Consider the following 25083-nt stretch of genomic DNA (forward strand, 5'->3'; position numbering starts at 1 on the left):
GGCCCTTATCCGAAAGACGCCGGCATGAAGATCATGGTTGTGGGGGCAGGCGCCATGGGCACCCTGTTTGGCGGGCGCTTGGCCCGGGCCGGCCATCAGGTGGTGTTCGTCGATACAGACCCCGCGCGGGTCGCGGCCATTGCCGCCAATGGCGTCTGGGAAAACGACATCCCCGCCCGTTGCGCGGCGGCGTTGCCCGGCGTGGCGCAGGGTGAGACTGATCTGCTGATCCTGTTCACCAAGGCCCAGCATACCGCCGCTGCCATGGTACAGAACGCTGGCGCGTTGCGCCCCGATGGCATGGTGCTCACGCTGCAGAACGGCCTGGGCAACGGTGTCGCGATTGCAGGCGTTGTCGGCGCTGATCGAGTGCTGGTGGGTATTACCAATTGGCCGGCCGATTTGCTCGGCCATGGGCGCATCCACGTGGCGGGCCATGGCATGGTCAAGTTCTGGAGCCTGACAGGCGCGGATACCCCCGCCATTCACCAGGTTGCCGCCGCATTGGCCGAGGCGGACCTTGGCGCGAGCGCCGAGCCTTCGGTCAAGGTCGCGATTTGGGAAAAGGTGATTTTCAACGCCGCGCTCAATGGTATCTGCGCCCTGACGCGGATGACAGTGGGCGAGGTCGGTGACTTCGCGCCCGCTCGTGATCTCGCGTTGCAGGTGGTGGCGGAAGGAATCACCATCGCGCTGGCCAACGACGTGGCGGTCGACGGTGAGAGAGTGCGCCAAGCCGTTGCCTTTGCCATGACCCATCACCGCGCCCACAAGCCGTCCATGCTGCAGGATGTGGAGGCCGGCCGCCCCACCGAAGTCGATGCCATTCAGGGTGGTTTGCTGGCCGCAGCCCACCGTCACGGCGTGACGACGCACGCACTTGCCCATTGCACCGCGCTGTTGCGCAGCATCGACCACATCGTTCGGAGTTCGTGATGTACACCACCGCCACTGCCTTTCTGGAAGCCCTTGTCGAGCAAGGCATCACGCACGCGTTCGTCAATCTGGGTAGTGATCATCCGGGGCTGGTAGAGGCGATCGCCGAAGCGCGCGCAAACGGGCGGGCCGTTCCGACCATCGTGACCTGCCCGAACGAGATGGTGGCCTTGACCATTGCCCATGGCCATACCCAGATTAGTGGTCAGCCGCAGGCCGTCATCATCCACGTCGAATGCGGGACGCAGGCCCTGGCTGGCGCGGTGCACAATGCCGCCAAGGCGCGCATTCCGGTGCTGATCTTCGCCGGTTCTTCGCCCTTTACCCAGGACGGGGAAATGCTCGGCAGCCGCAACGAGTTCATCCAGTGGATTCAGGATGTCCACGACCAGCGCGGGCTGGTGCGCGGCTACATGCGCTATGACAACGAAATCCGCACCGGCGCAAACGTCAAGCAACTGGTTCATCGCGCGATGCAATTTGCCAGGTCTGACCCCAAGGGCCCCGTCTATCTGATGGCCCCACGCGAAGTGCTGGAGGCGCCGTGCGAGCCGGTAAGCGTGGACATGGCACGCTGGCAGCCGGTGACGCCCTGCGCGCTGGCAGCGCAGGATGCGCGCTTTCTGGCCGAGCGGCTGGTCAAGGCGAAGCGCCCGTTGATCGTCACGTCCTATCTCGGCCGTAATCCGGCAGCGGTTGACGTGTTGGCGGCGTTGTGTGCCCAGGTGGGTGCGGGCGTGGTGGAATCGGTGCCCAGCTACGTCAACCTGCCGCACAACAACCCGTTCTATCTTGGCAACTACTGGAACAATCCCGAGCAGAACCCCGATCTCGCCGCTGCCGATCTGGTGCTGGTGGTAGACTGCGACGTGCCGTGGATTCCGATCAAGAACACCCCGTCCGAAGCGGCCGAAATCTATCACATCGACATCGATCCGCTGAAGGAGCAGATGCCGCTATGGTATATCGAGCCGCACCGCAGTTTCCGCGCTGATGCCGCGCAAGCCTTGCAGGCCATCGGCGATGCAGCAGCGGCACTGGACACGGATGCTGCTGCCTTGGCCGAAAAGACCGGGCACTATGCCGCGCGCAGTGCTGCGCGTCGCGCCCGCGTCGCGCAGGAAGTGTTCGCGGGCGAGGGGCTGACGATCGCCCGCCTGATGGCGGCCCTGCGCGAGCAGTTCGATGGCCAGACCATCGTGATGAACGAGGGCATCACCAATTATCAGCCGGTGTTCGATCATCTGGCCCCCGTGCGTGCCGGCAGCATGTTTGCCAGCGGCGGCGGATCGCTGGGCTGGAACGGCGGCGCGGCAATCGGGGCAAAGCTGGCCAATCCCGAAGCGACGGTGATCGCCGTGTCGGGCGATGGCTGTTATATGTTTACCGTGCCGTCCAGCGTGCACTGGATTGCGCGCCGCTATGCCACGCCTTTCCTGCAAGTGGTGCTGAACAATGACGGCTGGAATGCGCCGCGCCATTCAGCGCTTGCGGTTCATCCCGATGGGCATGCCAGCAAGGCCGCCGACCTTGATTTGAGTTTTACGCCAGCGCCTGATTACGGCGCGATTGCAGCGGCATCGGGCGGTGCGGCCAGTTTCGTCGTGGACCGCGAGAGCGACCTTGCCACCGTGCTGGGCGACGCTTTCGCCGTGTTGAAGAACGAGCGCCGCGCGGTGGTCGTCGAGGCGAGGCTGGGCTGATGGCGTTGGGAGAGGCGCCTTCGTCCGTTGCGGGGGTAATTGATGACCGACCCTGGGGCTGGCGGCAAAAGCTGCTGCTGGCGCTGGTGTCGCTCACCATCCTGCTGGATGGGTTTGACAACCAGTCCTTGGGCTTTGCCTTGCCCAGCCTGATGAGGGATTGGGGCCTGCCCAAGGCGGCGCTGGGCAGCGCGCTGGCGGCTGCGCAGGTTGGCATGTTGATCGGGGCGATCAGCGGCGGCGTTGTGGGCGACAGGTTCGGTCGCAAGGCTGCCCTGGTGGCCAGCACGACCTTGTTTGGTGCGGGCACCTTGCTGATCGGCTTTGTCCACACGCCGCTGCAACTGGCAGGCTTGCGATTTGCCGCCGGCCTCGGGCTGGGGGCGGCTTTCCCCACTGTTGCCGCGCTGGCCGCAGAATTTACGCCGGCGCGCCATCGCAGCCTGGCGGTCATCCTCTCGATCGTCTGCGTGCCGCTGGGCGGCGTGGTTGGCGGCATGGCGGCATCGGCGATCCTGCCCGTGATGGGCTGGCCGGCGCTGTTTGTGCTGGCCGGCGCCTGCACCTTGGTGCTGGCACTTCTGCTAATACTGGCGGTGCCGGAATCGGTGACGTTCCTGCTCTCGAACGACGCGAGCCCCGCGGTTGTCTTGCGCAGCCTGCGCCGGATGGGCCTGGGCGATGCGGTTTTGCCCGAACGCGCCGCAGCCCGATCGCATGGTGCTGCCGCGCCGCTGTCGGCCGTCTGGGCCCCGGCGTTGCGCGCCGACAGCATGCTGTTGTGGGCGGCGTTCTTCTTTTCCCTCGTGTCCGTCTATGCCGCGTTCAACTGGCTGCCCACGCTGCTGGCAGAGAGCGGTCTGAGTGTGGCGCAGGCCGCTGAAGGTCTGGCGGCGTTCAACATGGGCGGGGTTGTCACAGCCCTGCTGGGGGGCGCGTTGATGGCCCGCTTCGGCTCGCGCTGGGTGATGGCGGCGATGGCGCTGGTGGCGGTTGGCGCGGCTGCGACCCTGGCCTTGCTGGCCAATGTACACCTGCCGCTTGCCGCGACATTCGCGCTCATCGCGATCGAGGGCGGCTGCGTGAACGGGGTCCAGACCAGCCTCTATGCCTTGGCGTCGAACATCTATCCGGCGCCAACCCGCGCGCGTGGCGTGGGCATGGCAACCGGGATTGGCCGGCTTGGCGCGATTTCCAGCGCGTTGCTGGGGGCAGTGGTGGTTGGCGCGCTCGGCATGGCCGGCTTTCACTGGACGATCGCAGGGGTGATGGTGGTGGTGTTGGCAGCGATTGCCCTGATCGTGCGCCATGTGCCATCCCGGTGATTGCTCGGCATTTCCGCCAAGCTTGACTCCGCCGTGCCAGCCGTGCGACCGATCCGGACCGTCTGCCGGATTTGGGACCATTGATGCCGCGATGTAGTTGCTGTCATGTTGATTCGGCGCTCGTTGTGCGGGTCACGCCAGCGGTGGTCCATGGCCGGTAAGAAGCGGCGCGGTGAAGCGGCCGTAGCTACCGAAGACAGGCAATGGACGCGCGGGCTCGACGACGTCATCGCCTATCATCTGCGCCGCGCGCAGGAGGCATCGTTTGCCGCCTATTCCCGCAGCATTGGCGAAATCCGCATCTGGCCGGGCTGGTATGCCCTGCTGCGGATCATTTACGACAACCCCGGCATCAACCAGACCGAACTGAGCGCGGCCAGCGGGCGCGACAAATCCACCCTGACCGCGTCCTTGCGTGAACTCGGCAAGGCAGGGCTGGTCGAGCGCGAGCGCGACGAGATCGACCGCCGCAATTTCCGCCTCAAACTGAGCGCGGCTGGCGAGGCCCAACTCGCCGAGCTGGAACTCAAGGCAGCGGCCCACAACGCCAGGATCGACAGCATCATCGGGCCAGAGCATCGCGATCTGTTCCTGGCGCTTCTCAAGGAACTGTCAGCCCGGCTCTGACCAGATCGCGCTGCGTGGGTCGATCGGAGTTGCACGCTATGCACCACCGCATTGGGCCAAACGGCCCTGGCAATGCTTGCTCTCACTTGGCGGGGCAGTGCATGTTTCTGGTGTTTCATAGTAAGCGCCAACGGAAGGCGGCGTTGACGCGGCGTCGGGCTGCCGCGCAGCAGCGCTTGTACTTCATGCCCCAGCCGCGTTTCGACCTGTCTTGCCAGTCTGCATGGCGCGGAGAGCGGGTTTCTTGTCCTCGCGCATGAGCGCGAGCTTGCGCATTCCAACTAGGGCGCAGGGTATGAGGGCTGCGTGCTCATCGCGGATTGTGTTGGCGTCGTCGCGTTCATCGCACGGCTCGCCGATGTCCATGAAGCCGGTGAACAGGGCAACGAGCGTGGCGGTTCGTTCGTCCTCGGCGATCACCGACCAGTAATCCGGCGCCAGCTTCATGGCGCTCCAGAAGCCCCTGCCCCAGGTCCTGACCTTACGTGGTCTGGCTTCTGACCCGGCTCGCAGAAGGCGGGGGAGAAGCCTGGCCAGCCTTTGGCGAAGCTTGCCTCGGTAGCCTTGTGATGGGCCAGGACCGTAACAAGGCCCTGCTCGATCCGGGCAGGATCGACCGCAGACCGTTCTCGCCACAGACCCATATCCGCCTTTCTGGACAGCGATCGCGGCTTCGTCCGCGCCCGCGAAGCCGCGATCGCAAGAGTTCAAAATGACGCGATCGTCGGAGGAATATGTCCGGCTTCTGCGGATCGCCGAGGTGAAGCGATGCGTGAGCATCGGCAAGAAGCGGATATACCGGCTTATCAAGCGGGTGGATTTTCTTTTCACATTAGCACTTTTCAGCGCTTGCCGGTATTCCGCTCAGACACGCTCTAGCAGAACCGCCAGCCCCTGCCCCACGCCGATGCACAGGAACGCTAGGGCATAGCGGCCCTGCTTGCGGTGCAGTTCCTCCACTGCGGTCATCGCGATCCGTGCACCAGACATGCCCAGTGGGTGACCCAGCGCGATCGCCCCGCCGTTGGGATTGACGCGTGGATCGAGCGGATCGATGCCAAGATCGCGCAAGGTAGCGATCGCCTGGCTGGCAAAGGCTTCGTTCAGTTCGATCACGTCGAGTTGGTCGATCCGCAGCGCGTGGCGGGCCAGCACCTTGCGCGCCGCCTCGATCGGGCCGACGCCCATGATGCGCGGCGCGATGCCGGCGGCGGCCATGCCGATGACGCGGGCGCGCGGTGTCAGGCCATGCGCCGCAGCCGCTGCCTCTGTCGCAACGAGCATGGCTGCGGCGCCATCGTTGAGGCCCGATGCATTGCCCGCCGTCACCGTCCCGCCAGGCTTCACAACGGGCTTGAGAGCGGCGAGCGCTTCCAGCGTCGTGGCGCGCGGATGCTCGTCTGCATCGAACAGGATCGGCTCGCCTTTGCGCTGCGGGATCGTCACGGACACGATTTCGGCGGCAAAGCGCCCGCTGGCCGTGGCGCGATGGGCCTTTTCCTGGCTGGCCAGGGCAAAGCGGTCCTGGTCCTCGCGGCTGATCTGCCATTGCTCGGCGACGTTCTCGGCCGTCTGCGGCATGGTATCCACGCCATAGGCCGCCTTCATCGCGGGGTTGATGAAGCGCCAGCCCAGCGTGGTGTCCTCGATCTTCTGGTCGCGCGCGAATGCGCTATGCGCCTTGCCCATGACGTAGGGCGAGCGAGTCATACTCTCGACGCCACCCGCGATAAGGAAATCCGCGTCCCCTGCACGGATCGCCTGGGCTGCCATGCCCAGCGCGTTGAGACCGGAACTGCACAGCCGGTTTACGGTAACCCCCGGCACCGTTTCAGGCATGCCCGCCAGCAGCACGGCCATGCGGGCCACGTTGCGATTGTCCTCGCCCGCCTGGTTGGCACAGCCAAGCAGCACATCGTCCAGTGCCGCCCAGTCTGCCCCCGGGTTGCGCGCCATCAGCGCCTTGAGCGGCACAGCCGCCAGGTCGTCGGCGCGGATGGTGGCGAGCGATCCGTTGAGCTTGCCGATCGGGGTACGGATGGCGTCGCAGATGAAAGCATCGGGCATGCGGTATCAGCTTTCCAGAAAGGCGGCGATGGTCGCGGCCAGCGGCTCTGCCGCCTCTAGCGGAGCCAGGTGCGCCGCTGCCAGCGCAACATGGCGCGCGCCGGGAATGCGCGCAACCAGGTGTTCGCCATGGCCCTCGAACGGCGTCGAGGTGTCGCGCGTGCCGGTCACTACCAGCGTCGGACAGGCGATGGCGTGGAGCCGGTCGGCCAGGGCCATGTCGCGAATGGCACAGGCACAGCCGGCATAGCCTTGCGCGTCCATGGCAAGCAGTTGACGCCGCACCGCTTGATAGATGGCCGGATCGGCAGCATCGGACAGGAAACGCCCCATCGCCAGGTCGACGATTCCGGCCATGCCTTGCTCGCGCACGGTGGCAACGCGGTTGTCCCACGCGACGCGGTCCATCGTTGCCGAAGTGCAGATCGGCAGCAAGGCCCTTACCCTGCCCGGCGCGCGCAGCACCAGTTCCATGGCGACCATCCCGCCGAGCGAAACACCCGCCACGGCAAAGCGCGCAAATCCAACGGCGTCGGCTGCGGCCAGCACATCGTCTGCCAATTGCGCCAGGCTGTAGTCCCCCGGATCGGCCAGCGAAGCGCCATGGCCGCGCGTATCGATCCGCAGCAGCGCGAAGCGATCGCGCAAATGCGGCAGGACGGCGTCCCACAGGTCCATGTCGGTGCCGATGCTGTTGAGCAGAACGAGTCCGGGCGCCTCGTCGCGCCCGTCGTGCTTGATGTATAGCCGGGCGCCAGGGCGCGCTAGGAACGCCATGCCATTTCCTTTGATGCGATCGGTGCGTACTCTGACGCGGTCAGGGAAAGCGCCAAGGGCGCTGCCGTCTTGGCCAGCACCTCCGCCTCGGTTACACCGGGCGCGCATTCGATCAGGTTAAGCCCGCCCTTGCCGCGATCGACCGCCAGGACAGCAAGATCGGTGATGATGAGGTCCACCACCGCCTTGCCGGTGAGCGGCAATGTGCAGGCAGGCAGGATCTTGGGGCTGCCGTCCTTGGCAACGTGATCCATGACCACGACCACACGCTTGACCCCCGCAACCAGGTCCATCGCGCCGCCCATGCCTTTCACCATCTTGCCTGGGATCGTCCAGTTGGCGAGATCGCCCTGGGCCGATACCTCCATCGCGCCAAGCACGGCCATGTCGATGTGGCCGCCCCGGATCATGGCAAAGCTGTCTGCCGAAGAGAAGAAACTGCTGGTCGGGAGCGCGGTAACGGTCTGCTTGCCGGCATTGATCAAGTCAGGGTCTGCTTCCCCGTCATAGGGAAAAGGTCCGATGCCCAGCATGCCGTTTTCAGACTGCAGCGTTACGTTCACACCGGGCGGCACATGATTGGCCACCAGAGTGGGAATGCCGATGCCCAGGTTCACGTAATATCCGTCGCGCAGTTCGCGCGCGGCGCGGGCGGCCATCTCGTCGCGGGTCCAGGCCATCATGCACTCTCCCGCTGACGCGTGGTCAGCTTCTCGATGCGCTTCTCATTGATCGTGGCGAGGACGATCCTGTCGACGTAGATGCCCGGTGTGTGGATGCCATCGGGGTCGAACGTCCCTTCAGGCACGATTTCCTCCACTTCCACCACGGTCACTTTGCCGGCCGTCGCCATGTTGGGGTTAAAATTGCGCGCCGTCTTGCGATACATGAGATTGCCCGCGTGGTCCGCCCGCCAGGCTTTGATGATCGAGAGGTCCGCCCGCAGCCAGGTCTCTCGCACATATTCGGCGCCTTCAAACACGTCCACCGGCTTCCCCTCGGCCACGACAGTGCCGACCCCGGTTTTCGTGTAAAAGGCCGGAATGCCCGCGCCGCCGGCGCGGATCCGCTCGGCCAGCGTCCCTTGCGGGTTCAGTTCCAGTTCCAGTTCGCCAGACAGGTACTGGCTCTCGAACAACTTGTTTTCGCCGACATAGGACGAGATCATTTTCTTCACTTGCCGGCTTTCCAGCAGCATCCACAGGCCAAAGCCATCGGCACCGGCATTGTTGGAAATGATCGTCAGGCCCTTGACCCCGCTTCGGCGGATTTCGGGGATCAGACTCTCGGGGTTGCCCGAAAGCCCAAACCCGCCCGACATGATTGTCATGCCATCAAACAGAAGGCCATCAAGCGCAGCGGCAGGATTGGCGTAGATCTTGTCCATGTCGTGTCGAAACCTTTAGCCGAAGTATGCGCCTTATCCGCCCTGGCCGTGCCTTATGCTGCGTCCACCGGTTCGGCCGCAGCGCGCGCGCGGGCAGAAAAGCCTTCGTCCTCGGCATCGCTCGCCCGCTGCAACTGGAAATCGAAAGCGATATACGCCGCATCACCCTGGCGATTGGGCACAGGCAGCAGGCCTTCGCGCGTGCCAAAGGCAAAATCGTCGGCTGCAAAGGGGTCGTCGCCGAAATTGATCTGGGTGGTCAAGGTGCGATAGCCCGGTGCCTCGATAAAGAAGTGCACGTGCGCCGGGCGATTGCCATGCCGGCCCAAGGCCTGCATCAGTTGGTCCGTTGCGCCACCGGGCGGCACCGAATAGCCGCTCGGCTGCTTGGAATGAAACGCATAGCGCCCGTCCTTGCCCAGCTTGATGCGCCGGCGGTTGTTGAACGGGGTCTGTTCGCCGGTTGGATCGAAGTGCGAATACCACCCCTGGCTGTTTGCGTGCCAGACATGCACGATCGCATTCTCCACCGGCTCGCCATCGGGGCCGGTCACCGCGCCGCTCATGTAGAGAGTGTGGGCGCCTTCGTCGGGATCGACCGTCAGCGCGGCATCGCCTTCCACCAGCGGCGCACCGGCCACATAGAGCGGCCCTTCGATCGTGCGCGGTGTGCCGCCAACCCGCCCGGCTTGCGCGTCCTTGGCATCCAGGAACAGGTCGATGAAATGCTCAAGCCCGATGCCCGGTACGATCAGCCCGAGTTCGCCGGAACCTTCGGCAAGATACTTCACCGCCAGCCAGAATTCGCTCTCCGACACGTCATGCTTGACGATCACGGTCATGGCGCTTTCGATAAGGTCGCGCATGATAGCCTTGAGACGCGGGTTGCCACCGCTTTCCTCGATGCCCGCCGCACGATCGAGCAGCTTCTGGACTTCTGGCGATTTGACGAAGCTGGTGTCCATGTTCACTCTCCTGGATGTCTTTTATGCCCGGTTTTCGTACGCTGCGCTCAGCGATCGTCGTCGTGGAGCGACGAGGGATGCCGGCACAGCGGGGTCACTTTGATGGTCATGAACGGAAAGAGTGGCAGCGCCATCAGCGTGTCATGAAGCGCGGCATTGCTCTCCACATCGAAGATCGAGACGTTCGAATAGAGCCCCACCTTGCGCCAGATATGGCGCCAGGTCCCTGCCGCCTGAAGCTGCTGGAAATAGGCTTTTTCCTCAGCCTTGATCCGCGTCGCTTCATCAACATCGAAGCCCAGCGGAATGTTGACGTCCATTTCCACCATGAACAGCATGGGTTTCAGGCTCCTGCACTGACGGGATGAAGACGCGGCCCGTCGCGGTCGCGCCGGAAGAAGGCGAGCTTGCCCTCGTCAAAAGCGATGCCAAGCCCTGGCCCGTCGGGCACGCCCAACGAGAAGTCGCGATAGTCGAGCGGCTCGCGCAGAATCTCTTCGGTCTGCAGCAGCGGGCCGAACAACTCGGTTCCCCAGGCCAGATGCGGGATGGTGGCAAAGACATGGGCCGAGGCGGCCGTACCGATACTGCCTTCGAGCATCGTCCCGCCATAGAGACCGATGCCTGCGGCCGCGGCGATTGCCGCAACTTCGGCCGCAGCGAACAGCCCCCCGGATTGGGCGATCTTGAGCGCAAGCACATCGGCCGCGCCGGCCGAGGCGATGCGCAGTGCGCTGCGCGGCCCGTGCAAGGCTTCGTCGGCCATCAGCGGGATCGTCTGCTGCGCGGTCAGGCGGGCCATCGCCGCGATGTCATCGCCTGCAGTCGGTTGCTCGACCAGATCGCAGCCCACATCGTGCAGCATCGCCATGCCCAGGCTGGCCTGCGTTGCCGACCAGTTCTGGTTCACATCGACGCGAATGCTGCCGCGATCGCCCAGCGCCTTGCAGATCGCACCGACGTGGGCAACGTCATCGCGCACCGCACGCTTGCCGATCTTGAGCTTGAAGATGCGGTGCCGGCGCCGATCGAGCATTTCCTCACCCTCGGCAATGTCGCGCCCGGTATCGCCGCTCGCCAGGGTCCAGGCCACGGGCAGCCGATCGCGCCGCGCTCCCCCGGAAATCAGCGCCGAGACCGGCACGCCAAGGCGTTTGCCTGCGATGTCGAGCAAGGCGGATTCCACTGCGCATTTGGCAAAATGGTTGCCGCGCACACTGGCGGAAACCTTGGCCATGGTCGCGCCGACCTGCGCGATATCGCAGGTTTTCAGCACGGGCAGGATATAGGTGTCTATCGCCGACTTGATGCTTTCGGGGCTTTCCGGGCAATAGCTGAGACCACCGATCGTCGTGCCCTCACCCACGCCTTCGATGCCGTCGGCGTCGGTCAGGCGCACGATTACCATCGATTGCGCATGCATTGTCGCCATGGCCAGGACATGCGGGCGGATCGTCGGCACATCGACAATGAAGGTATCAGCCCGACTCAGCGTTGCCATTGCAGAAATTGCCCCAAACAGCATAATTTCAATGATCGATAAGCCTTGCGCCGGAGGCAATCCAACATCTATTGGGTCTAATCGCTATACCTGATAGGTATGAACCATGCTGGACCTGCGCCTCTTGCGCTATTTCGTGATCGTTGCCGACGAAGGCAATTTCAGCCGCGCGGCCGAGCGGCTGCATATTGCCCAGCCGCCATTGTCGCGCGCGATCCAACAGCTCGAAGCCCATGTCGGCGCGCCCTTGCTGGATCGCACGATGCGGCCGCTGCGCCTTACCGAGGTTGGTCGCCTGCTCCATGCTCAGGCTGTGCAATTGCTGGCGCGGATGGAGGATGTCGACACGATGGTGAAGACCGCCGCCACCAGCCGCCGACGGCGGTTCGTCATCGGGTTTGTCGCCTCCACGATCTATGCCCGGCTGCCCGAAATGATCCGCGAGTTCCGCAAGGTCGCGCCAGATGTCGAGATCGTGATGGTCGAAAGCACGACGCTCGAACAGATCGCACAGCTGAAGGACGGGCGCATCGACGTAGGCTTTGGTCGCATCCGCTTTGACGATCCGGCCGTCCGCCGCATCGTTCTGCACAACGAGCGGTTGATCGCCGCCTTCCCGGTCGACCATCCCCTGGCGCGCGGTGAAGGGCCGATCTCGCTGCACGACCTGGCGAACGAGCCGCAGATTCTCTATCCGCGCTCTCCGCGCCCAAGCTATGCCGACCAAGTTCTGTCGCTGTTCCGCGACCAGGCGATCGAACCACGCATCGTCCACGAGGCGCGCGAACTCCAGATCGCCATTGGCCTTGTCGCGGCGGAGGAAGGCATGGCCATCGTCCCGGAGTCGGTGCGCCGCGCGCGCAGCCACGACGTTGCCTTTCGCGAACTGGCCGAGCCTGCGACATCGCCGATCATCATGAGCCACCGCGTGGGCGATCTTTCGCCCGATATTGCCAGCATGACCGAGGTTGTGCGCCGCAAATACCGCGATTGGGGCCATGATGCGCCTTTGTCAGGCCAACTGTGACGATGCCCCGCGTTGCCCGCGCAACCAATAGTTGACCTGCGAGCGCGTCATGCCAAGGCGCCGCGCCGTTTCGGTGACGTTGTTGCTGGTGGCCACGAGCGTTGCGCCGATCAGGCGGTCTACCACCTCGTCCCGCGTGAGGCGCGCATCGAGCAGCAGGGCATCGATCCCATCGGGCGCTTCGGGCAGGCCAGACGCCCCGCGGCGAATGCGATCCATCACATAGGCGGAAAATGGCTCACCGGCTCGCCCGTCGCCATCGCCGCCATCGCTGTGTCCGCCGTCGAACGATTGCGCCGTCATCGTGAGGTGGTGGATGCCGATCAGCTCGTTATCGTCGGCCAGGATCACCGCCCGCTCGATCAGGTTTTCCATCTCGCGAATGTTGCCCGGCCAATCGTATTCCAGGAAATGGCGAATGATCGCATCGTCGAACGCCACCTGGGTGCGCCCGTGCTTGGCGCACATCTTGCGCAGGAAATAGTTGGCCAGCAGCGGGATATCGGCGCGGCGCCGGCGCAGCGGCTGGATCGTGATCGGAAAGGTGGAAATCCGGTGCAGCAGGTCTGACCGGAACGTGCCGTTTGCCACATCCCGGTGCAGATCCGCATTGGTTGCAGCGACAAGCCGGGCGTTGGTGCGCAGCGGCCGGCTGCCACCCACGCGATCGTATTCGCCTTCTTGCAGCACGCGCAGCAATTTGGCCTGAGCCGCGAACGACAAGGTGCCGATTTCGTCCAGAAACAGGGTTCCGCCTTCGGCCCGCTCGAAGCGACCAGGGCGCGATGCCGTAGCACCGGTGAACGCCCCCTTGTCCACGCCGAACAATTCCGCCTCGATCAGGGTTTCGGGAATGGCGGCGCAGTTGACCGACACCAGCGGACCATCGGCACGGTTGCTGCGCTTGTGCAATTCGCGCGCGAACACCTCCTTGCCCACGCCGCTTTCGCCGGTGAACAGTACCGGCGCATCGGTTCTCGCCACCTTGTTCACGAGGTGAAGCGCCAGGTTGAACGCCGAGGAGGCGCCGACGATGGAACGTTGACCGATGCGCAGGTCTTCATCGGGTAGCAGCTTTCCCGCCGCCACCTCGCCCTGTCGCTGGGCGTAGTTTTCCGCGCGGAACCAGCGCATTTCCTCGTCGGCGTTTTCCCACTGCTCGGCCGCCTTGCCGACGAGGAAGCAGCGATCGTGCCCCATGGCGACGCATTGCACTTCTCGAAAGATCATCGCCCGCCCGAAAAACGCCGAAGCATAGCCCGAAGCATAGCCCACCTGCTGCCAGCCACCGGGATAGGGCGTGATGCCCAGCTCCTGCCGGTGCGACAGGCATTCGGCAGAATTGTGCCAATGATATTCGCTGTAGAAATGGCCGGTCTTGCGATCCGCTTCGAACACCAGCGGTTCGACCTTGACCGATCCCTTGAGCGCATGAAGCTGCGGCCCGACCGCGAAGCCGGCGAAAATGTCATCTTCCTTGCGCAGATCCAGTGCCAGTTGCGCATCGGCCGAACCGATGCCGTAGCCGATCCGCGTCACCAACCCGCGCGCTTTGTCGTAACCCAAAGAGGACACCAGCTCGCGCCGCATGATCCCCAGGGCATTGTTGTCGGTCAGCACCATGCGCTGGCCGTTCAGCGTGATCTCGGCCCGATCGGGATCGTAGTGGAAGGACTTCCACAGATCGTCGAACGATGGCTCACCGGCCACGACCAGTTTGCGCGCCAGATCGCGCGCGGCATCGCGTTCTCCGGCCCAGGCCGGATGCGAAGGATGCTCGCTGGGCATCACTCTCCCCTGTGTTTGTTTTTATACAACTCCAGCATAATGAATGGCCAATTTTGCGCAACAGTTCTCATGCCACACGAACGATCTCGCGCATCATCCCAATTATTTCATGCCCTTATTTAAACTGGCACATTCCCTGCTCTTACACTCTGCGCAACGGCACTCCGAAACAACGGGGGCCATTACGGAGGGGTAGAAATGATCAAAGCAGCCTTGCTCACCGGGACCGCCATGCTGTCTGCGGCGTTGGCAACTCCCGCCATGGGCCAAACCACAGCCGGCACCGAACCGGCTGCCACCGCGCAGAATGCTCCTGCCGCCGATACCGGCATCGCTGAAATCGTCGTCACCGCGCAGAAGCGTGCGCAGAACGTGCAGGACGTGCCCATCGCCATTTCAGCCTTTGCCGGCAATGCGCTGAAAGAGCGCGCCGTGGCTGATGTGTCGAGCCTTTCGAACATCTCGCCCAACGTGACGCTCGATGCCGGCTCGCCTTTCTCGGGTTCGTCCTCTGTCTTGTCAGCCTATGTCCGTGGCATCGGCCAAAGCGACTTTGCCGCCAACTTCGATCCAGGCGTCGGCGTCTATCTCGATGGCGTCTATCTTGCCCGCACCGTGGGCGCCAACCTCGATTTGCCCGATGTGCAGCGCATCGAAGTGCTCAAGGGGCCGCAGGGTACGCTATTTGGCCGCAACACGATCGGCGGCGCGATCTCGATCGTCACGCGCGATCCGGGCAACACCACGTCGTTTCGCGGCGATATCACCACCGGCCGCTACAATCGGCTCGACATGAATGCGAGTGTCGACTTGCCCGTGTCCGACACGCTGGCTTTCGCGATAACCGGCGCCTCGCGCCACCGCGATGGGTATCTCAACCGCATTCCCTATCCTGGCGCGGCGACCTACGCCACCGATCCGGAATCCGCTTTCCGCGCCAACGGTACCGATCGCTCCGCCCAGGAAGGCGGGCAAAGCGAATGGTCGCTGCGCGGCAAGATGGTGTGGCGTCCGACAGACCGCCTGACCATCCGCGTCTCGGGCGATTACATGCGGCAGAACCAGCAGGGCACGGCCAACAAGCTGATCAAGACGACATCCAGCATGCCTTCGACGCTGGCCTTTCTCTACAACACCTGCATCAACACCCCGCAGGCGGGGCTGGCCGCAGCAGGGCTGAGCGCGCTGTGCGGTTCGCGCGGCACACCGCTCAATCCGGGGCAGATGCTCGGCGGGATCGGCGGCGTGAATGTCGATGCCGATCCGAACAACAACCGCCTACCGTATGACGACCGCTTCGTTACCAACAGCATCGATACCAGCTATGCCACCGGCATCAACTTTTCCAAGATGAAGGCCTGGGGGCTTTCCGCCACCGTCGATTACGAACTGGCCGATGGCCTCTCGCTGAAATCGATCACGGGTTATCGTGATCTCGACTGGGCAACCGGCCTCGATGCCGATGGCTCGCCGCTCAACATCCTGGAATTCTCTTTCGGCCTCAAGAACTGGCAATTCAGCCAGGAGTTGCAGCTGGTTGGCCAGACCCTCGACAACAAGCTCAAGTTCGTTCTGGGAGGCTATTACTTCAAAGAACGCAGCCACATGAACGACTATGTGACGTTCGACCAAGGCCTGATCCAGATCGATGGCCCGAATTATCTCGACACCAAGAACTATGCTTTCTTCGGGCAGGCCGATTATGAAATCTCACCGCTTGTCTCGGTCACCGTCGGCGGGCGCTATACCAACGAGAAGAAGACCTTCAACGGCGGCCAGAGCGACCTCAACGGATTTTTCTACAAGGTCAGCGGCTGCACGACCTATGGCAATCCCTGTTCCTCGCTGCTCGGGTTCCCCGATCCCAACCAGCCGCTGCGCTTCTTTGTTTCGCAAGACCAGCATCAGAAATTCAACAACTTCTCGCCCAAGCTGGGCATCCAGTTGCACCCATCACGCGATGTGATGGTCTACGGTTCGTGGTCCAAGGGCTACAAGACCGGGGGTTGGACCACGCGACTTTCCGCGCCGCTCAACTACGCGCCCACGTTCAACCCGGAAAAGGCCGAGACGTTCGAGGCCGGGATCAAGTCCGAACTGCTCGATCGCCACCTGCAGATCAACGCTGCCGTGTTCACCACACGGTATTCCGATATCCAGCTCAATTTCCAGCTTGGCATTTCGCCCACCATCCAGAACGCCGGCGATGCCCGCATCAAGGGTTTCGAGGTGGAGGCAGTGCTCGCCCCGGTCGCGGGCCTCACTATCAACAGCTCGATCGGCTACACCCAGGCCAAGTATACCAGCGTGCTGCCCGGCGCCGTGGTGGCCCCCAACACGCTCCAGGCCGGCGTCTTTGTCGGCGCCCCGCTGCCCAAGGCCCCGAACTGGAAGTTCAACATCAGCCCGCGCTATGAATATCGCCTGGGCAACGGCGGCTCGGTTGTCGCGCTGCTCGACTATACCCGCACCAGCAGCCTGTGGAACGATACCGAGCGCACGCTCCTGCTCCAGCGCCCGGGCGTGGACTCGCTCAGCGCCAGCCTCACCTATCGGGCCCCGGACAAGCGCTGGAGCGCCACGGTGGGCGGCACCAACCTGACCAACGATCGCTACATCGTCAGCGGCAATCTCCAGGCCGCCGGCCTCATCTTCGGCACCTACAACCGTCCCACCGAGTGGTATGCCCGGCTGGGCGTGGAGTTCTGACCATGCCAACCAAGACTGAAACATTCCTGCAAAACTGCTGGTATTGCGCCGGCTGGGGCACCGATGTCGGGCTCGGCAGCCGCGATCTTGTCGTGCGCAAGATCGCGGGCCGCTCGATCCTGCTCTATCGCACGCCGCAAGGTGCGCTGGTGGCGATGGAGGATCGCTGTCCACACCGTTCCGCCCCCCTCTCGCTTGGCCGCAAGGAAGGCGATGCCGTGCGCTGCATGTACCACGGCATGCTGTTCGGCCCCGATGGCCGCTGCCGCCAGGTGCCCGGCATGGACAAGATCCCGCCTGGCGCTGATGTGCCGACGCTCGCGGCGGTGGAAAAGGACGGCTGGATTTGGGTCTGGCTGGGTGATCCCGCCAAGGCCGACCCCGCGCTGATCTGCGAGGCGGTGGGGCCGACCGATCCCGACTGGGTGCTCAAGACCAACGCGATCCGCATCGAGACCAATTACCGGCAGGAAATCGCCAACCTGGCCGATCTCAGCCACGTATCCTGGGTGCATGGCGAAACCTTTGGCGGGTCTGACGACTGGAGCCTGATCCGCCCCCGGCACAAGAACCTGCCGCGCGGGATCGAGACGCGCTACACCGTGCGCGGCGTACCGGCGCCCAACTTTGCCAAGCACCTGTTCGATCCGGCAGCACGGTTCGATATCGATGTGCATGTCACGCTTACCGTGCCGTGCAATTTCATCATGAGCTTCCGCATCAAGTCTGCCGGCGATGCCACGTCGGGAGAGAGCAACGGGGACTTGCTGCTCGATACGTTTACCAGCCAGGCGGTCACGCCGCGCGACGATGGATCGATCGACTATTACTTCTCGTGGGGCACCAGCAAGGCCACCTGGTTTCCCGGCATTGTCGAACTGATGCATGCCACCAACCTCGATGCCTTTCTCGAAGACAAGCGCATTCTGGAAGGTCAGCGCGAGCGGCAACTGCAATATCCCGACGCCCCGCAAATCGACATCGTCCACGATGCCGGCCCCGGCCGCATGCTGTGGGTGCTCGACAAGCTGCTGGAGCAGGAAGCATCGGACCACGTGGCGGAGACCGTTGCATGAACGGATGGATTTCCGTTCGGGTCGCCGAGCGGCGCGAGGAAGCCGAGGGGATTGTCGGCCTCGTCCTCGCGCCGCTGCCCGGCGCCAGCCTGCCGCCATACGAACCGGGCGCGCACATCGACCTGAAAATGCCCAATGGCATGATCCGCCAATATTCGCTGTGCGGCCAGGTGGGCGACACAACGGTCTATGAACTGGGCATCCTGCTCGAGACCGCCGGGCGCGGCGGCTCGCGCCATGTGCACGAAGAGGTCAAGGTGGGCGACGTCCTGGATATCAGCGCACCGCGCAATCTCTTTGCCCTGGTGCCAGGAGAGCCCGCGCTGCTGTTTGCCGGCGGCATCGGGATCACCCCGATCATCGCCATGGCCGATCATCTGGCGCGCAGCGGCACGCCCTATGCCCTGCACTATTGCGCCAGAACGCACGCGCGCATCGCGTTTCGCGAACGCATCGCGCACTCGCACGCGCCCCACCACGTGCATTACCATTTCGACGACGTGCCGCAGACGCGGTTGGACATGGCGCGCGTGCTGGCAGAGACCGATCCGCAGGCCCACCTTTATGCCTGCGGCCCGGCCGGCTTCATGGATTTTGTGATCGGCGCGGCGCGGGCGGCCGGTTGGCCCGAAGCGCGCCTGCACGTGGAGCATTTCTCCGCGCCGGAAGTGCAGGATCCGGGCGATGCCTTCGAGATAGAGATCGCCGGAACCGGGCAAATCGTGCCCGTTGCTTCTGGCCAAAGCGCGGCAACCGCGCTGGCCGAGGCAGGGATCGAAGTGCCGCTGTCCTGCGAACAGGGCATCTGCGGCACCTGCCTCACCACTGTGCTCGCCGGGGTACCTGACCATCGCGACATGTACCTGTCCGCGGCCGAACAGGCTGCCAACGACTGCTTCACGCCCTGCTGTTCGCGCGCGCGCACGCCGCGCCTTGTCATCGAAATCTAGATTGGAGAGGTCTTGCCATGAAAACCCGTGATCATTTCCTCATGAAGGCCTGGTACATCGCCGCCCTGTCCACCGAGGTGGACGGCGCGCAACTGTTCCATCGCAAGCTGCTGGGCAAATCGGTGCTGATCTATCGCCAGGCCGATGGCACCGCAGTGGCGCTGCACGATCGCTGCCCGCACCGCTTTGCCCCGCTCAGCATGGGTACGCGCCATGGCGACGAGGTGGCCTGCCCCTACCACGCGCTGCGCTTCAACGCGCAGGGGCAATGCACCCACAATCCCCATGGCACTGGCCATATTCCCAAGGCAGCGCAGGTCGATACCTTTGCCCTGGTCGAACGCCACGGCTTCCTGTGGATCTGGATGGACGCATCCGAACCCGATCTCACCCTGCTGCCCGATTATTCCCCGCTCGACATCGGGCACGAAAATGCCGTGGCCTACACCTACATGCATCTGCCCGTGAATTACGAGCTGATCATCGACAATGTCATGGATCTTAGCCACATCGACCACGTCCATGGCGAGATCATCACCACGCGCGGCAAGCTGTCGCCGATCGTGCCGCAACTGCGCGAAACCGAAAAGAACGTGAGCGCGCGCTGGGAATGGTCGCAACAGCCGGCGATGATGATCTTCGCTCCGTTCCTGCCGCGTCCCGAAGACGAGGCCAGGCAGTTTTTCGACATCACCTGGAGCGCGCCGGCCAACATTCAGCTTACCGTTGCCGCGGTGCAGGACAGCGACCACTTCGACGACGCGCTCGACCAATATGACCTGCACAGTTGCACGCCCGCCGATGCCTTCTCCACCCACTACTTCTTCGCCACGCGGCGCAATCACGTGGTGGAGGATGCAGATTACAACGCAGCCAAGATCGCTGGCATGCATGCCGCCTTTGAAGACGAGGATGGCCCGCTGGTTAAAGCAGTGCAGCAGGAAATGGGCGATGCCGAGTTCTTCTCGCTCAACCCCGTGCTGATGTCCAACGACGTCGCGCCGGTGAAAGTGCGCAAGATGCTCGATCGCATGATCCGTGCCGAACGCGCCGAGGCATAGCGCCACGCGAACACCCTGGGGGACGCCGCACCGGAGCCTCAAGCCGAACAGGGCGCCGGCGCGATAACCTCACGTCCTGCGGGCAGCGTGGTTTGCGCCAGGCTGCCCGCCTTTTCATCTGGTGCACGTGCTCGCGGCACAAGATAATCGGCCAGCATGCAGAAAAGCGCGATTGCGCCACTAGGCCGGCACCCTGTCCAGATTTCCGGCACCACCTCAATTGAGCCGGCGAGAACAGCGCCACCCCCCGTCACGTTAAACATCCGAATTGCCGAACGCGCGGCGAAGGGCATCGAATTTGGCCTTGGTGAACTGGCGTGCCGGTGCCGTATCGGCAGCGACAACATCAAAGCCGTGATAGGCACCAGGGATCACCAGCAATTCGCATGGCACCTTCGCCTCGATCAGCCGACGCGCATAGGCAACGTCTTCAGACACGAACAAGTCGATGCCACCAACGCCAATGAACGCCGGCGCCAGTCCGCCCAGGTCCTTGACACGAGCAGGAACGCCTGCCGCCGGCACGTTTGCACCGCCTGGCCGCATGCCCAAGAACGAGGACCAGCCATAGCGATTGCTGGGCGCATCCCAGCCAATCGAACCGAGCGGGAACGGCGGAATAACAGTGCTGCCGGTGCGATCGTCCAGCATCGGATAGATCAGCACCTGCAACAGTACGGGCACCTCCCCGCGATCGCGCGCGGTGATCGCCAGACGCGCGGCATGGCCGCCGCCGGCACTTTCACCCATGATGGCGATGCGGTTAGGATCGACACCGAGCGCGGCTGCATTGTCATGCACCCATTTCAGCGCCGCGTAGTTGTCCTCGACCGAACCGGTGAAACGGGTTTCGGGGGCAAGGCGATAATCCACCGTAACAATGACACAATCGAGTTCCTTGGCCACTGCTTGGTGCTTGCCCACCTCGAAGGCGGCTGTGCCGGCGATATACCCGCCGCCATGCATGTGCACGATGGCGGGTCGCTTGCTGCCGGCGCGGGCGTTGATGACAAACACCTTTACCGCTGGCGCGCCACCTGGAACGGGGATCAGGCGCTCTTCCACCGCAACATCGGGCAGTCGCTTGGGCATGAATTCAGGGTGCGGACGGCGCAGTTCAGCCAGGGTGCTGTCGTTGGGCGTGCCGTGTTCGGCACTCATGCGGGCAACCATTTCAGCCGACGGGCGCAAGGCTGGATTTACATAGCGCAGCGCATCGCCCGGGGTGAGCGCGCCGCCAGCTGCGGATCCGGCCGCAGCGCGGGCGATGGGAGGCACCAACTGACTGACGGCCAAACTGCCGGCCCATTGCGCAAGATTCCGGCGCGTGATCTCGAGTGCCATGATCGATTTCCAATCGTGTAACGGGTTTTCAGGAAAGCTGCGTCTGCGCCCAGGCATGGAACAGATCCGGCCAGGCTTTATTGGGTTGATTGGCCCGACCCGCGCCAAAGGCGTGGCCGCCCTTTTCGAACATATGAACCTCGACAGGCCGCTGCGCTGCCGTCATCGCACGCATCATCACCAGCGTGTTTTCCGGTTTGACCGCAGGGTCATCCAGGGCATGCGCCAGGAACATCGGCGGCGTATCGGCGGTCACGTGCAAGGCTGGGGAGTGGCGCGCGATCTGCTCCGCCGTCGGATTGGCGCCGAGCAGATTGGCGGTCGAATCATGGTGGCCGAGGTCTGGGGAAAGGCTGATGACCGGATAGATCGCCGCCACGGCAGCAGGCCGTGCATCGGAATCATCCAGCGCGTCCACCGCTGGAAAAACCCGATTGCCATAGCCGGTGGCGAGTGATGCCGCGAGATGCCCACCGGCCGAAAATCCCACTGCCATGATGCCGTCAGGCCTGAGCTGGCGGCGCGCTGCGTCAAGGCGGATGACTTGGACGGCGCGGCGCGCATCGGCGAGCGGAACGTCTGCGCGCTGCTCCCACCCCTCGCCCGGCAAGCGATAGACCAGCACAAACGTGGTATAGCCCATCGCGCCGAACCGCGCGGCAACCTCGATGCCCTCGTTGAGGATCGACACCCAGCTGTAGGCCCCGCCGGGAAGGAGAAGCAGGCTAAGGCCGTTGGATGGCACGCCTGCTGGTGGCGGAAAGACCCGGATTTCGGGGCGCGCGACATTGCGGATCAGGATGTCGGGAAAGCCAGCGGGCAAAGGCTGCGCCTGGAACCCCGTGCCCGGCACTGCCCCTGGCCACAGCGGCACGCGTTCCACGCTGTTCCATGACGCCGGGAGCGGTGGCAGTTGCAATCCCCTGGGCAGTACCTGCCCCAGCGCCGGGCCGGTTGCACAGGCCCCTGCGGCTAGGCCAAGCGCTGGCAGTATTGCGCGGCGCGTCCACCCTGCTGCCCGCCGGTTGCCTCCGTCCATCGCTGCATCCTCTCTCGCTTATTCTCAGTCCATTTATATCAAATGGTAGAAAATGCAATTGATTGCAGCAAGATTCTCGCTATGGTTTCGGCAAGGCTGACGAGGCCACGAGAGGATCCCTGATGATGCAGAAATATTCAACTGGCATAGCGGCGATCTGCGCCGTGCTGTCCATGGCGGCAGCGCCGGCCCAGCCCGACCTGGCGCGGGTGGATGCGCGCGCGCCGGCCGGTAGCGGCCGCTTTCCAGCCGTGATGGAGCAGGCGGCATCGTTTCCCGGCTACACGGTATTCGCACCGGCCCATCTCGCCACTCAATCGAAGCTGCCGGTCGTGCTGTGGGCCAACGGCGGATGCATGGCCTATGGCAACCGCTACCGGACGTTTCTGACCGAGATCGCCTCGCACGGGTATCTGGTGATCTCGATCGGTGGGATTGGGCCCGCCACGATCGAGGGTGGCTCGGAAGAGGGCATGCCCCCGCCGCCAGTGAGCATGACCGCCCCGGCCCTGTCGAACTATACCCAGCTGACCGACGCGCTCGATTGGGCGACAGCGCAGAACCGCGATCGCAAAAGCGCGCTGTTCGCCAAGGTGAATACCGCTGCCGTGGCCGTGATGGGTCACTCGTGCGGAGGACTCCAGGCTATCGCGGCCGCCGCCGATCCACGGATCAAGACCACGCTGGTCATGAACAGTGGGGTCTGGAACAAGGGCACGGGTGGCTTGCCCGGCGCGCCGGTGACCAAGGCGAGCCTGGCCAAGCTGCACGGCTCGGTGCTCTATATCGGCGGTGACGCGTCAGATGGCGCGCACGAAAACAGCCGTGACGATTTCGAGCGCATCACCTCCATTCCAGCGGTCTGGGCCTATCCGGACGGGGTCGGCCATGGCGGAACCTACTTTGAGCCGGGCGGCGGCACGTTTGGCAGCGTGGTTGTCAACTGGCTGCAATGGCGCCTCAAGGGTGATCGCGCCGCTGCATCGCTGTTTTCGGGGCCGGATTGCGGGCTGTGCCGCGACACCCGCTGGCATATCGCCCGCAAGAACCTGAAATGATGATCGGGCGCGACCCGGCCGATACGCCAGCTGGCAAGCCGGCGAAGCGAAAGGAAATACGCCATGCTGTTTGACCGCCGCAGCGCGATGGGCGCGACGCTTGGCTGTGCCGCGCTCATGGCGTTTGATCGCCCTGCGCATGGTGCGGCGGCAACATCGGTGGCGCGGACGACCGCTGGCCGGGTTGCGGGCGTGCTGGCTGACGGGGTGCACCGTTTCCTCGGCGTTCCCTATGGCGAGCCAACCGGAGGAGCGGCCCGGTTCCTCCCTGCCCGCCTGCGTCGACCGTGGAGCGGCATCCGCCCGGCCATTGAGATCGGCCCGCGTTGCCCACAAAAGGGCCATGACGGCTCAACCCCAGAGGCTTCGGAAGACTGCCTGTCGCTCAACGTGTGGACCGGCGCGCTCAAGGGGCGCAAGCCGGTCATGGTATGGCTGCACGGCGGCGGATGGGAAGCCGGCATGGGCTTCGATCCGCTCACCGATGGGGCGTTCCTCGCCCGCACGCAGGACGTTGTCGTCGTGACTATCAACCATCGCCTGAATGTCTTTGGCTATCTCAATCTCGCCCACGCCGGGGGCGAGAAATACGCCGCTTCGGGGAATGCCGGGCTGCTCGACATCGTCCTCGCCCTGCAATGGGTGCGACACAATGCCGAGGCATTCGGTGGCGATCCTGACCGCGTGATGATTTTCGGCCAATCGGGCGGAGGGCGCAAGGCCAGCGTGATGCTGGCGGTGCCGGGCGCGGCGGGTCTGTTCCATCGCTGTGCATCGGAAAGCGGGCCAGCGCTGCGCATGGATGATGCCGACCTTTCGTTCGAGCGGGCCGATCGCCTGTTGCACACGCTTGGGCTGAATGCCGGTGAAGTGAGCAAACTTGCCGATATTCCCGTGGCGACGGTCACTGCAGCGGGCATCACCGTGCGCAACGCCATGGGGCAGTTCCGGCCCAATGTGGATGGCGTGGTCCTGCCCCGGCAGCCCGTCGATCCTGGCGGCCTGGCCCCCAGTGCCCATGTGCCACTCATCGTCGGAACGGCGCGCGATGAAACCGCGCTGTTCCTTGGCGCCGACCCTGCCTATGCCACGCTTGGCGAAGCGGAGTTGCGGCGGCAGCTGGAACCATTTCTGCCGTCCAGCCATGCCGAGGCGGTTATTCAAACCTATCGAGCGCGCTATCCCGCGCTCGACAATGGCCGCTTGTTCGCGCGGCTGACCACCGATCGCAGCTATCTGCTCGATGCGATTCTGCTTGCCGAGCACAAGGCAGCGCAAGGTGGAGCGCCCGCCTACCTCTACGCGTTCGACTATCCCATGACTGTCGGCGCATTTCATGACGTGACCCCGCATGTGGCCGAAGTTCCGTTCATCTTCGGCACGCTGCCGGCCTGGCGCTATGTCACGCCATCGGCAGAGGCGCTGCGGCTGGTCGACACGATGTCGGGCACCTGGGCAGGCTTTGCCCACACGGGTGTGCCCCATGGGCCGCAACTGCCGTCATGGCCGCGTTTTGACGTTGCGACGCGATCGACAATGGTGATCGGCAAGACCATCCGCGTCTTGTCCGATCCGTATCGTGCCGATCGCGAAACCATGCTGCCGTTCGGTTCGCAGCAACTCGATCGCTTCGAGCCAAGGCCCCCCGGGCCCTGGATCCGCCCATGAGCAATGCATCAATGCCAGCAAGGCAATCAGGCAGGACAACAGCGATGACCGAAACAAAGCGATCCCGGTGTTGGT

The 25083-nt window shown here is 64.0% G+C and carries 22 protein-coding genes; 11 read left to right on the plus strand and 11 right to left on the minus strand.

Annotation, left to right across the window (positions count from 1 at the left end):
• The first annotated feature begins 33 nt into the window (after positions 1 to 33).
• From ABIC78_RS20485 to ABIC78_RS20500, 4 genes are all read left to right on the plus strand, one after another.
• A complete protein-coding gene (locus tag ABIC78_RS20485) occupies positions 34 to 936 on the plus strand; it encodes a ketopantoate reductase family protein (RefSeq protein WP_354491777.1) in 903 nt (300 codons plus the stop codon).
• The gene (locus ABIC78_RS20490; protein ID WP_022676228.1) at positions 936 to 2639 is read left to right on the plus strand and encodes a thiamine pyrophosphate-requiring protein; all 1704 of its coding nucleotides are present in this window, start codon (positions 936 to 938) and stop codon (positions 2637 to 2639) included. The genes ABIC78_RS20485 and ABIC78_RS20490 overlap by 1 nt, the downstream gene beginning before the upstream one ends.
• A complete protein-coding gene (locus ABIC78_RS20495; RefSeq protein WP_354491747.1) occupies positions 2639 to 3964 on the plus strand; it encodes an MFS transporter in 1326 nt (441 codons plus the stop codon). Before ABIC78_RS20490 ends, ABIC78_RS20495 begins: the two co-directional genes overlap by 1 nt.
• Positions 3965 to 4114: 150 nt before the next feature.
• Entirely contained in the window at positions 4115 to 4591 is a 477-nt protein-coding gene (locus ABIC78_RS20500; RefSeq protein ID WP_022676230.1) for a MarR family winged helix-turn-helix transcriptional regulator, read from the plus strand.
• A 183-nt stretch (positions 4592 to 4774) separates the two neighbouring features.
• On the opposite strand, the gene ABIC78_RS20505 is transcribed toward ABIC78_RS20500, so the two are convergent.
• From ABIC78_RS20505 to ABIC78_RS20540, 8 genes are all read right to left on the minus strand, one after another.
• Positions 4775 to 5038, minus strand: coding sequence for a hypothetical protein (locus ABIC78_RS20505; RefSeq protein WP_022676231.1), 264 nt, complete (start codon positions 5036 to 5038; stop codon positions 4775 to 4777).
• A gap of 417 nt (positions 5039 to 5455) precedes the next feature.
• Complete coding sequence (pcaF, locus tag ABIC78_RS20510) at positions 5456 to 6658, minus strand: 3-oxoadipyl-CoA thiolase (protein ID WP_354491750.1); 1203 nt, start codon at positions 6656 to 6658, stop codon at positions 5456 to 5458.
• Between the two features lie 6 nt (positions 6659 to 6664).
• Positions 6665 to 7435: an alpha/beta fold hydrolase gene (locus tag ABIC78_RS20515; protein ID WP_354491752.1), complete on the minus strand. Its 771-nt coding sequence runs from the start codon at positions 7433 to 7435 to the stop codon at positions 6665 to 6667.
• Complete coding sequence (locus ABIC78_RS20520; protein ID WP_354491779.1) at positions 7423 to 8115, minus strand: 3-oxoacid CoA-transferase subunit B; 693 nt, start codon at positions 8113 to 8115, stop codon at positions 7423 to 7425. The genes ABIC78_RS20515 and ABIC78_RS20520 overlap by 13 nt, the downstream gene beginning before the upstream one ends.
• Positions 8115 to 8822, minus strand: a complete 708-nt coding sequence (locus ABIC78_RS20525; RefSeq protein WP_354491754.1) for a CoA transferase subunit A — start codon at positions 8820 to 8822, stop codon at positions 8115 to 8117. The genes ABIC78_RS20520 and ABIC78_RS20525 overlap by 1 nt, the downstream gene beginning before the upstream one ends.
• A 53-nt stretch (positions 8823 to 8875) precedes the next feature.
• The gene (locus ABIC78_RS20530) at positions 8876 to 9787 is read right to left on the minus strand and encodes a dioxygenase family protein (RefSeq protein WP_309804942.1); all 912 of its coding nucleotides are present in this window, start codon (positions 9785 to 9787) and stop codon (positions 8876 to 8878) included.
• Positions 9788 to 9834: 47 nt separating this feature from the next.
• Positions 9835 to 10125, minus strand: coding sequence for a muconolactone Delta-isomerase (gene catC / locus ABIC78_RS20535; protein WP_169048538.1), 291 nt, complete (start codon positions 10123 to 10125; stop codon positions 9835 to 9837).
• 5 nt (positions 10126 to 10130) lie between these two features.
• Positions 10131 to 11288, minus strand: coding sequence for a muconate/chloromuconate family cycloisomerase (locus ABIC78_RS20540; protein ID WP_354491756.1), 1158 nt, complete (start codon positions 11286 to 11288; stop codon positions 10131 to 10133).
• Positions 11289 to 11397: 109 nt separating this feature from the next.
• Between ABIC78_RS20540 and ABIC78_RS20545 the strand changes: the two genes are divergently transcribed.
• Positions 11398 to 12315 (plus strand): LysR family transcriptional regulator, encoded by a 918-nt coding sequence (locus ABIC78_RS20545; protein ID WP_168352325.1) that lies wholly within the window; start codon positions 11398 to 11400, stop codon positions 12313 to 12315.
• On the opposite strand, the gene ABIC78_RS20550 is transcribed toward ABIC78_RS20545, so the two are convergent.
• On the minus strand, positions 12301 to 14103 hold the full coding sequence (locus ABIC78_RS20550; protein ID WP_354491758.1) for a sigma 54-interacting transcriptional regulator: 1803 nt from the start codon (positions 14101 to 14103) through the stop codon (positions 12301 to 12303). The two genes, ABIC78_RS20545 and ABIC78_RS20550, sit on opposite strands and share 15 nt — an antisense overlap.
• A gap of 198 nt (positions 14104 to 14301) precedes the next feature.
• Here ABIC78_RS20550 and ABIC78_RS20555 point away from each other — a divergent pair, with 198 nt between their 5' ends.
• From ABIC78_RS20555 to ABIC78_RS20570, 4 genes are read left to right on the plus strand one after another with little or no spacing between them, the layout of a single operon-like run.
• Positions 14302 to 16812 (plus strand): TonB-dependent receptor, encoded by a 2511-nt coding sequence (locus ABIC78_RS20555; RefSeq protein WP_354491760.1) that lies wholly within the window; start codon positions 14302 to 14304, stop codon positions 16810 to 16812.
• 2 nt (positions 16813 to 16814) lie between these two features.
• Complete coding sequence (locus ABIC78_RS20560) at positions 16815 to 17888, plus strand: Rieske 2Fe-2S domain-containing protein (RefSeq protein WP_022676241.1); 1074 nt, start codon at positions 16815 to 16817, stop codon at positions 17886 to 17888.
• Positions 17885 to 18838 (plus strand): PDR/VanB family oxidoreductase, encoded by a 954-nt coding sequence (locus tag ABIC78_RS20565; RefSeq protein WP_354491762.1) that lies wholly within the window; start codon positions 17885 to 17887, stop codon positions 18836 to 18838. Before ABIC78_RS20560 ends, ABIC78_RS20565 begins: the two co-directional genes overlap by 4 nt.
• 17 nt (positions 18839 to 18855) lie before the next feature.
• Entirely contained in the window at positions 18856 to 19899 is a 1044-nt protein-coding gene (locus ABIC78_RS20570) for a Rieske 2Fe-2S domain-containing protein (protein ID WP_107717674.1), read from the plus strand.
• Between the two features lie 255 nt (positions 19900 to 20154).
• Here ABIC78_RS20570 and ABIC78_RS20575 read toward each other — a convergent pair whose 3' ends face one another.
• Complete coding sequence (locus ABIC78_RS20575; RefSeq protein ID WP_171798664.1) at positions 20155 to 21243, minus strand: alpha/beta hydrolase; 1089 nt, start codon at positions 21241 to 21243, stop codon at positions 20155 to 20157.
• Positions 21244 to 21271: 28 nt separating this feature from the next.
• Positions 21272 to 22126, minus strand: a complete 855-nt coding sequence (locus tag ABIC78_RS20580) for an alpha/beta hydrolase (protein ID WP_354491764.1) — start codon at positions 22124 to 22126, stop codon at positions 21272 to 21274.
• Between the two features lie 278 nt (positions 22127 to 22404).
• On the opposite strand from ABIC78_RS20580, the gene ABIC78_RS20585 reads away from it, so the two are divergent.
• Complete coding sequence (locus ABIC78_RS20585; RefSeq protein WP_157088990.1) at positions 22405 to 23340, plus strand: poly(ethylene terephthalate) hydrolase family protein; 936 nt, start codon at positions 22405 to 22407, stop codon at positions 23338 to 23340.
• 63 nt (positions 23341 to 23403) lie between these two features.
• Entirely contained in the window at positions 23404 to 25008 is a 1605-nt protein-coding gene (locus tag ABIC78_RS20590) for a carboxylesterase/lipase family protein (protein ID WP_354491766.1), read from the plus strand.
• Positions 25009 to 25083: the final 75 nt, after the last annotated feature.

This window comes from Novosphingobium sp. 1529 (assembly GCF_040544855.1).
GTDB lineage: Bacteria > Pseudomonadota > Alphaproteobacteria > Sphingomonadales > Sphingomonadaceae > Novosphingobium > Novosphingobium capsulatum.

Coding starts and splice junctions, on each gene's coding strand:
- ABIC78_RS20485 (WP_354491777.1), top strand. CDS start 34: ATGGTTGTGGGGGCAGGCGCCATGGGCACCCTGTTTGGCGGGCGCTTG.
- ABIC78_RS20490 (WP_022676228.1), top strand. CDS start 936: ATGTACACCACCGCCACTGCCTTTCTGGAAGCCCTTGTCGAGCAAGGC.
- ABIC78_RS20495 (WP_354491747.1), top strand. CDS start 2,639: ATGGCGTTGGGAGAGGCGCCTTCGTCCGTTGCGGGGGTAATTGATGAC.
- ABIC78_RS20500 (WP_022676230.1), top strand. CDS start 4,115: ATGGCCGGTAAGAAGCGGCGCGGTGAAGCGGCCGTAGCTACCGAAGAC.
- ABIC78_RS20505 (WP_022676231.1), bottom strand. CDS start 5,038: ATGAAGCTGGCGCCGGATTACTGGTCGGTGATCGCCGAGGACGAACGA.
- pcaF (WP_354491750.1), bottom strand. CDS start 6,658: ATGCCCGATGCTTTCATCTGCGACGCCATCCGTACCCCGATCGGCAAG.
- ABIC78_RS20515 (WP_354491752.1), bottom strand. CDS start 7,435: ATGGCGTTCCTAGCGCGCCCTGGCGCCCGGCTATACATCAAGCACGAC.
- ABIC78_RS20520 (WP_354491779.1), bottom strand. CDS start 8,115: ATGGCCTGGACCCGCGACGAGATGGCCGCCCGCGCCGCGCGCGAACTG.
- ABIC78_RS20525 (WP_354491754.1), bottom strand. CDS start 8,822: ATGGACAAGATCTACGCCAATCCTGCCGCTGCGCTTGATGGCCTTCTG.
- ABIC78_RS20530 (WP_309804942.1), bottom strand. CDS start 9,787: ATGGACACCAGCTTCGTCAAATCGCCAGAAGTCCAGAAGCTGCTCGAT.
- catC (WP_169048538.1), bottom strand. CDS start 10,125: ATGCTGTTCATGGTGGAAATGGACGTCAACATTCCGCTGGGCTTCGAT.
- ABIC78_RS20540 (WP_354491756.1), bottom strand. CDS start 11,288: ATGGCAACGCTGAGTCGGGCTGATACCTTCATTGTCGATGTGCCGACG.
- ABIC78_RS20550 (WP_354491758.1), bottom strand. CDS start 14,103: ATGCCCAGCGAGCATCCTTCGCATCCGGCCTGGGCCGGAGAACGCGAT.
- ABIC78_RS20555 (WP_354491760.1), top strand. CDS start 14,302: ATGATCAAAGCAGCCTTGCTCACCGGGACCGCCATGCTGTCTGCGGCG.
- ABIC78_RS20560 (WP_022676241.1), top strand. CDS start 16,815: ATGCCAACCAAGACTGAAACATTCCTGCAAAACTGCTGGTATTGCGCC.
- ABIC78_RS20565 (WP_354491762.1), top strand. CDS start 17,885: ATGAACGGATGGATTTCCGTTCGGGTCGCCGAGCGGCGCGAGGAAGCC.
- ABIC78_RS20570 (WP_107717674.1), top strand. CDS start 18,856: ATGAAAACCCGTGATCATTTCCTCATGAAGGCCTGGTACATCGCCGCC.
- ABIC78_RS20575 (WP_171798664.1), bottom strand. CDS start 21,243: ATGGCACTCGAGATCACGCGCCGGAATCTTGCGCAATGGGCCGGCAGT.
- ABIC78_RS20585 (WP_157088990.1), top strand. CDS start 22,405: ATGATGCAGAAATATTCAACTGGCATAGCGGCGATCTGCGCCGTGCTG.
- ABIC78_RS20590 (WP_354491766.1), top strand. CDS start 23,404: ATGCTGTTTGACCGCCGCAGCGCGATGGGCGCGACGCTTGGCTGTGCC.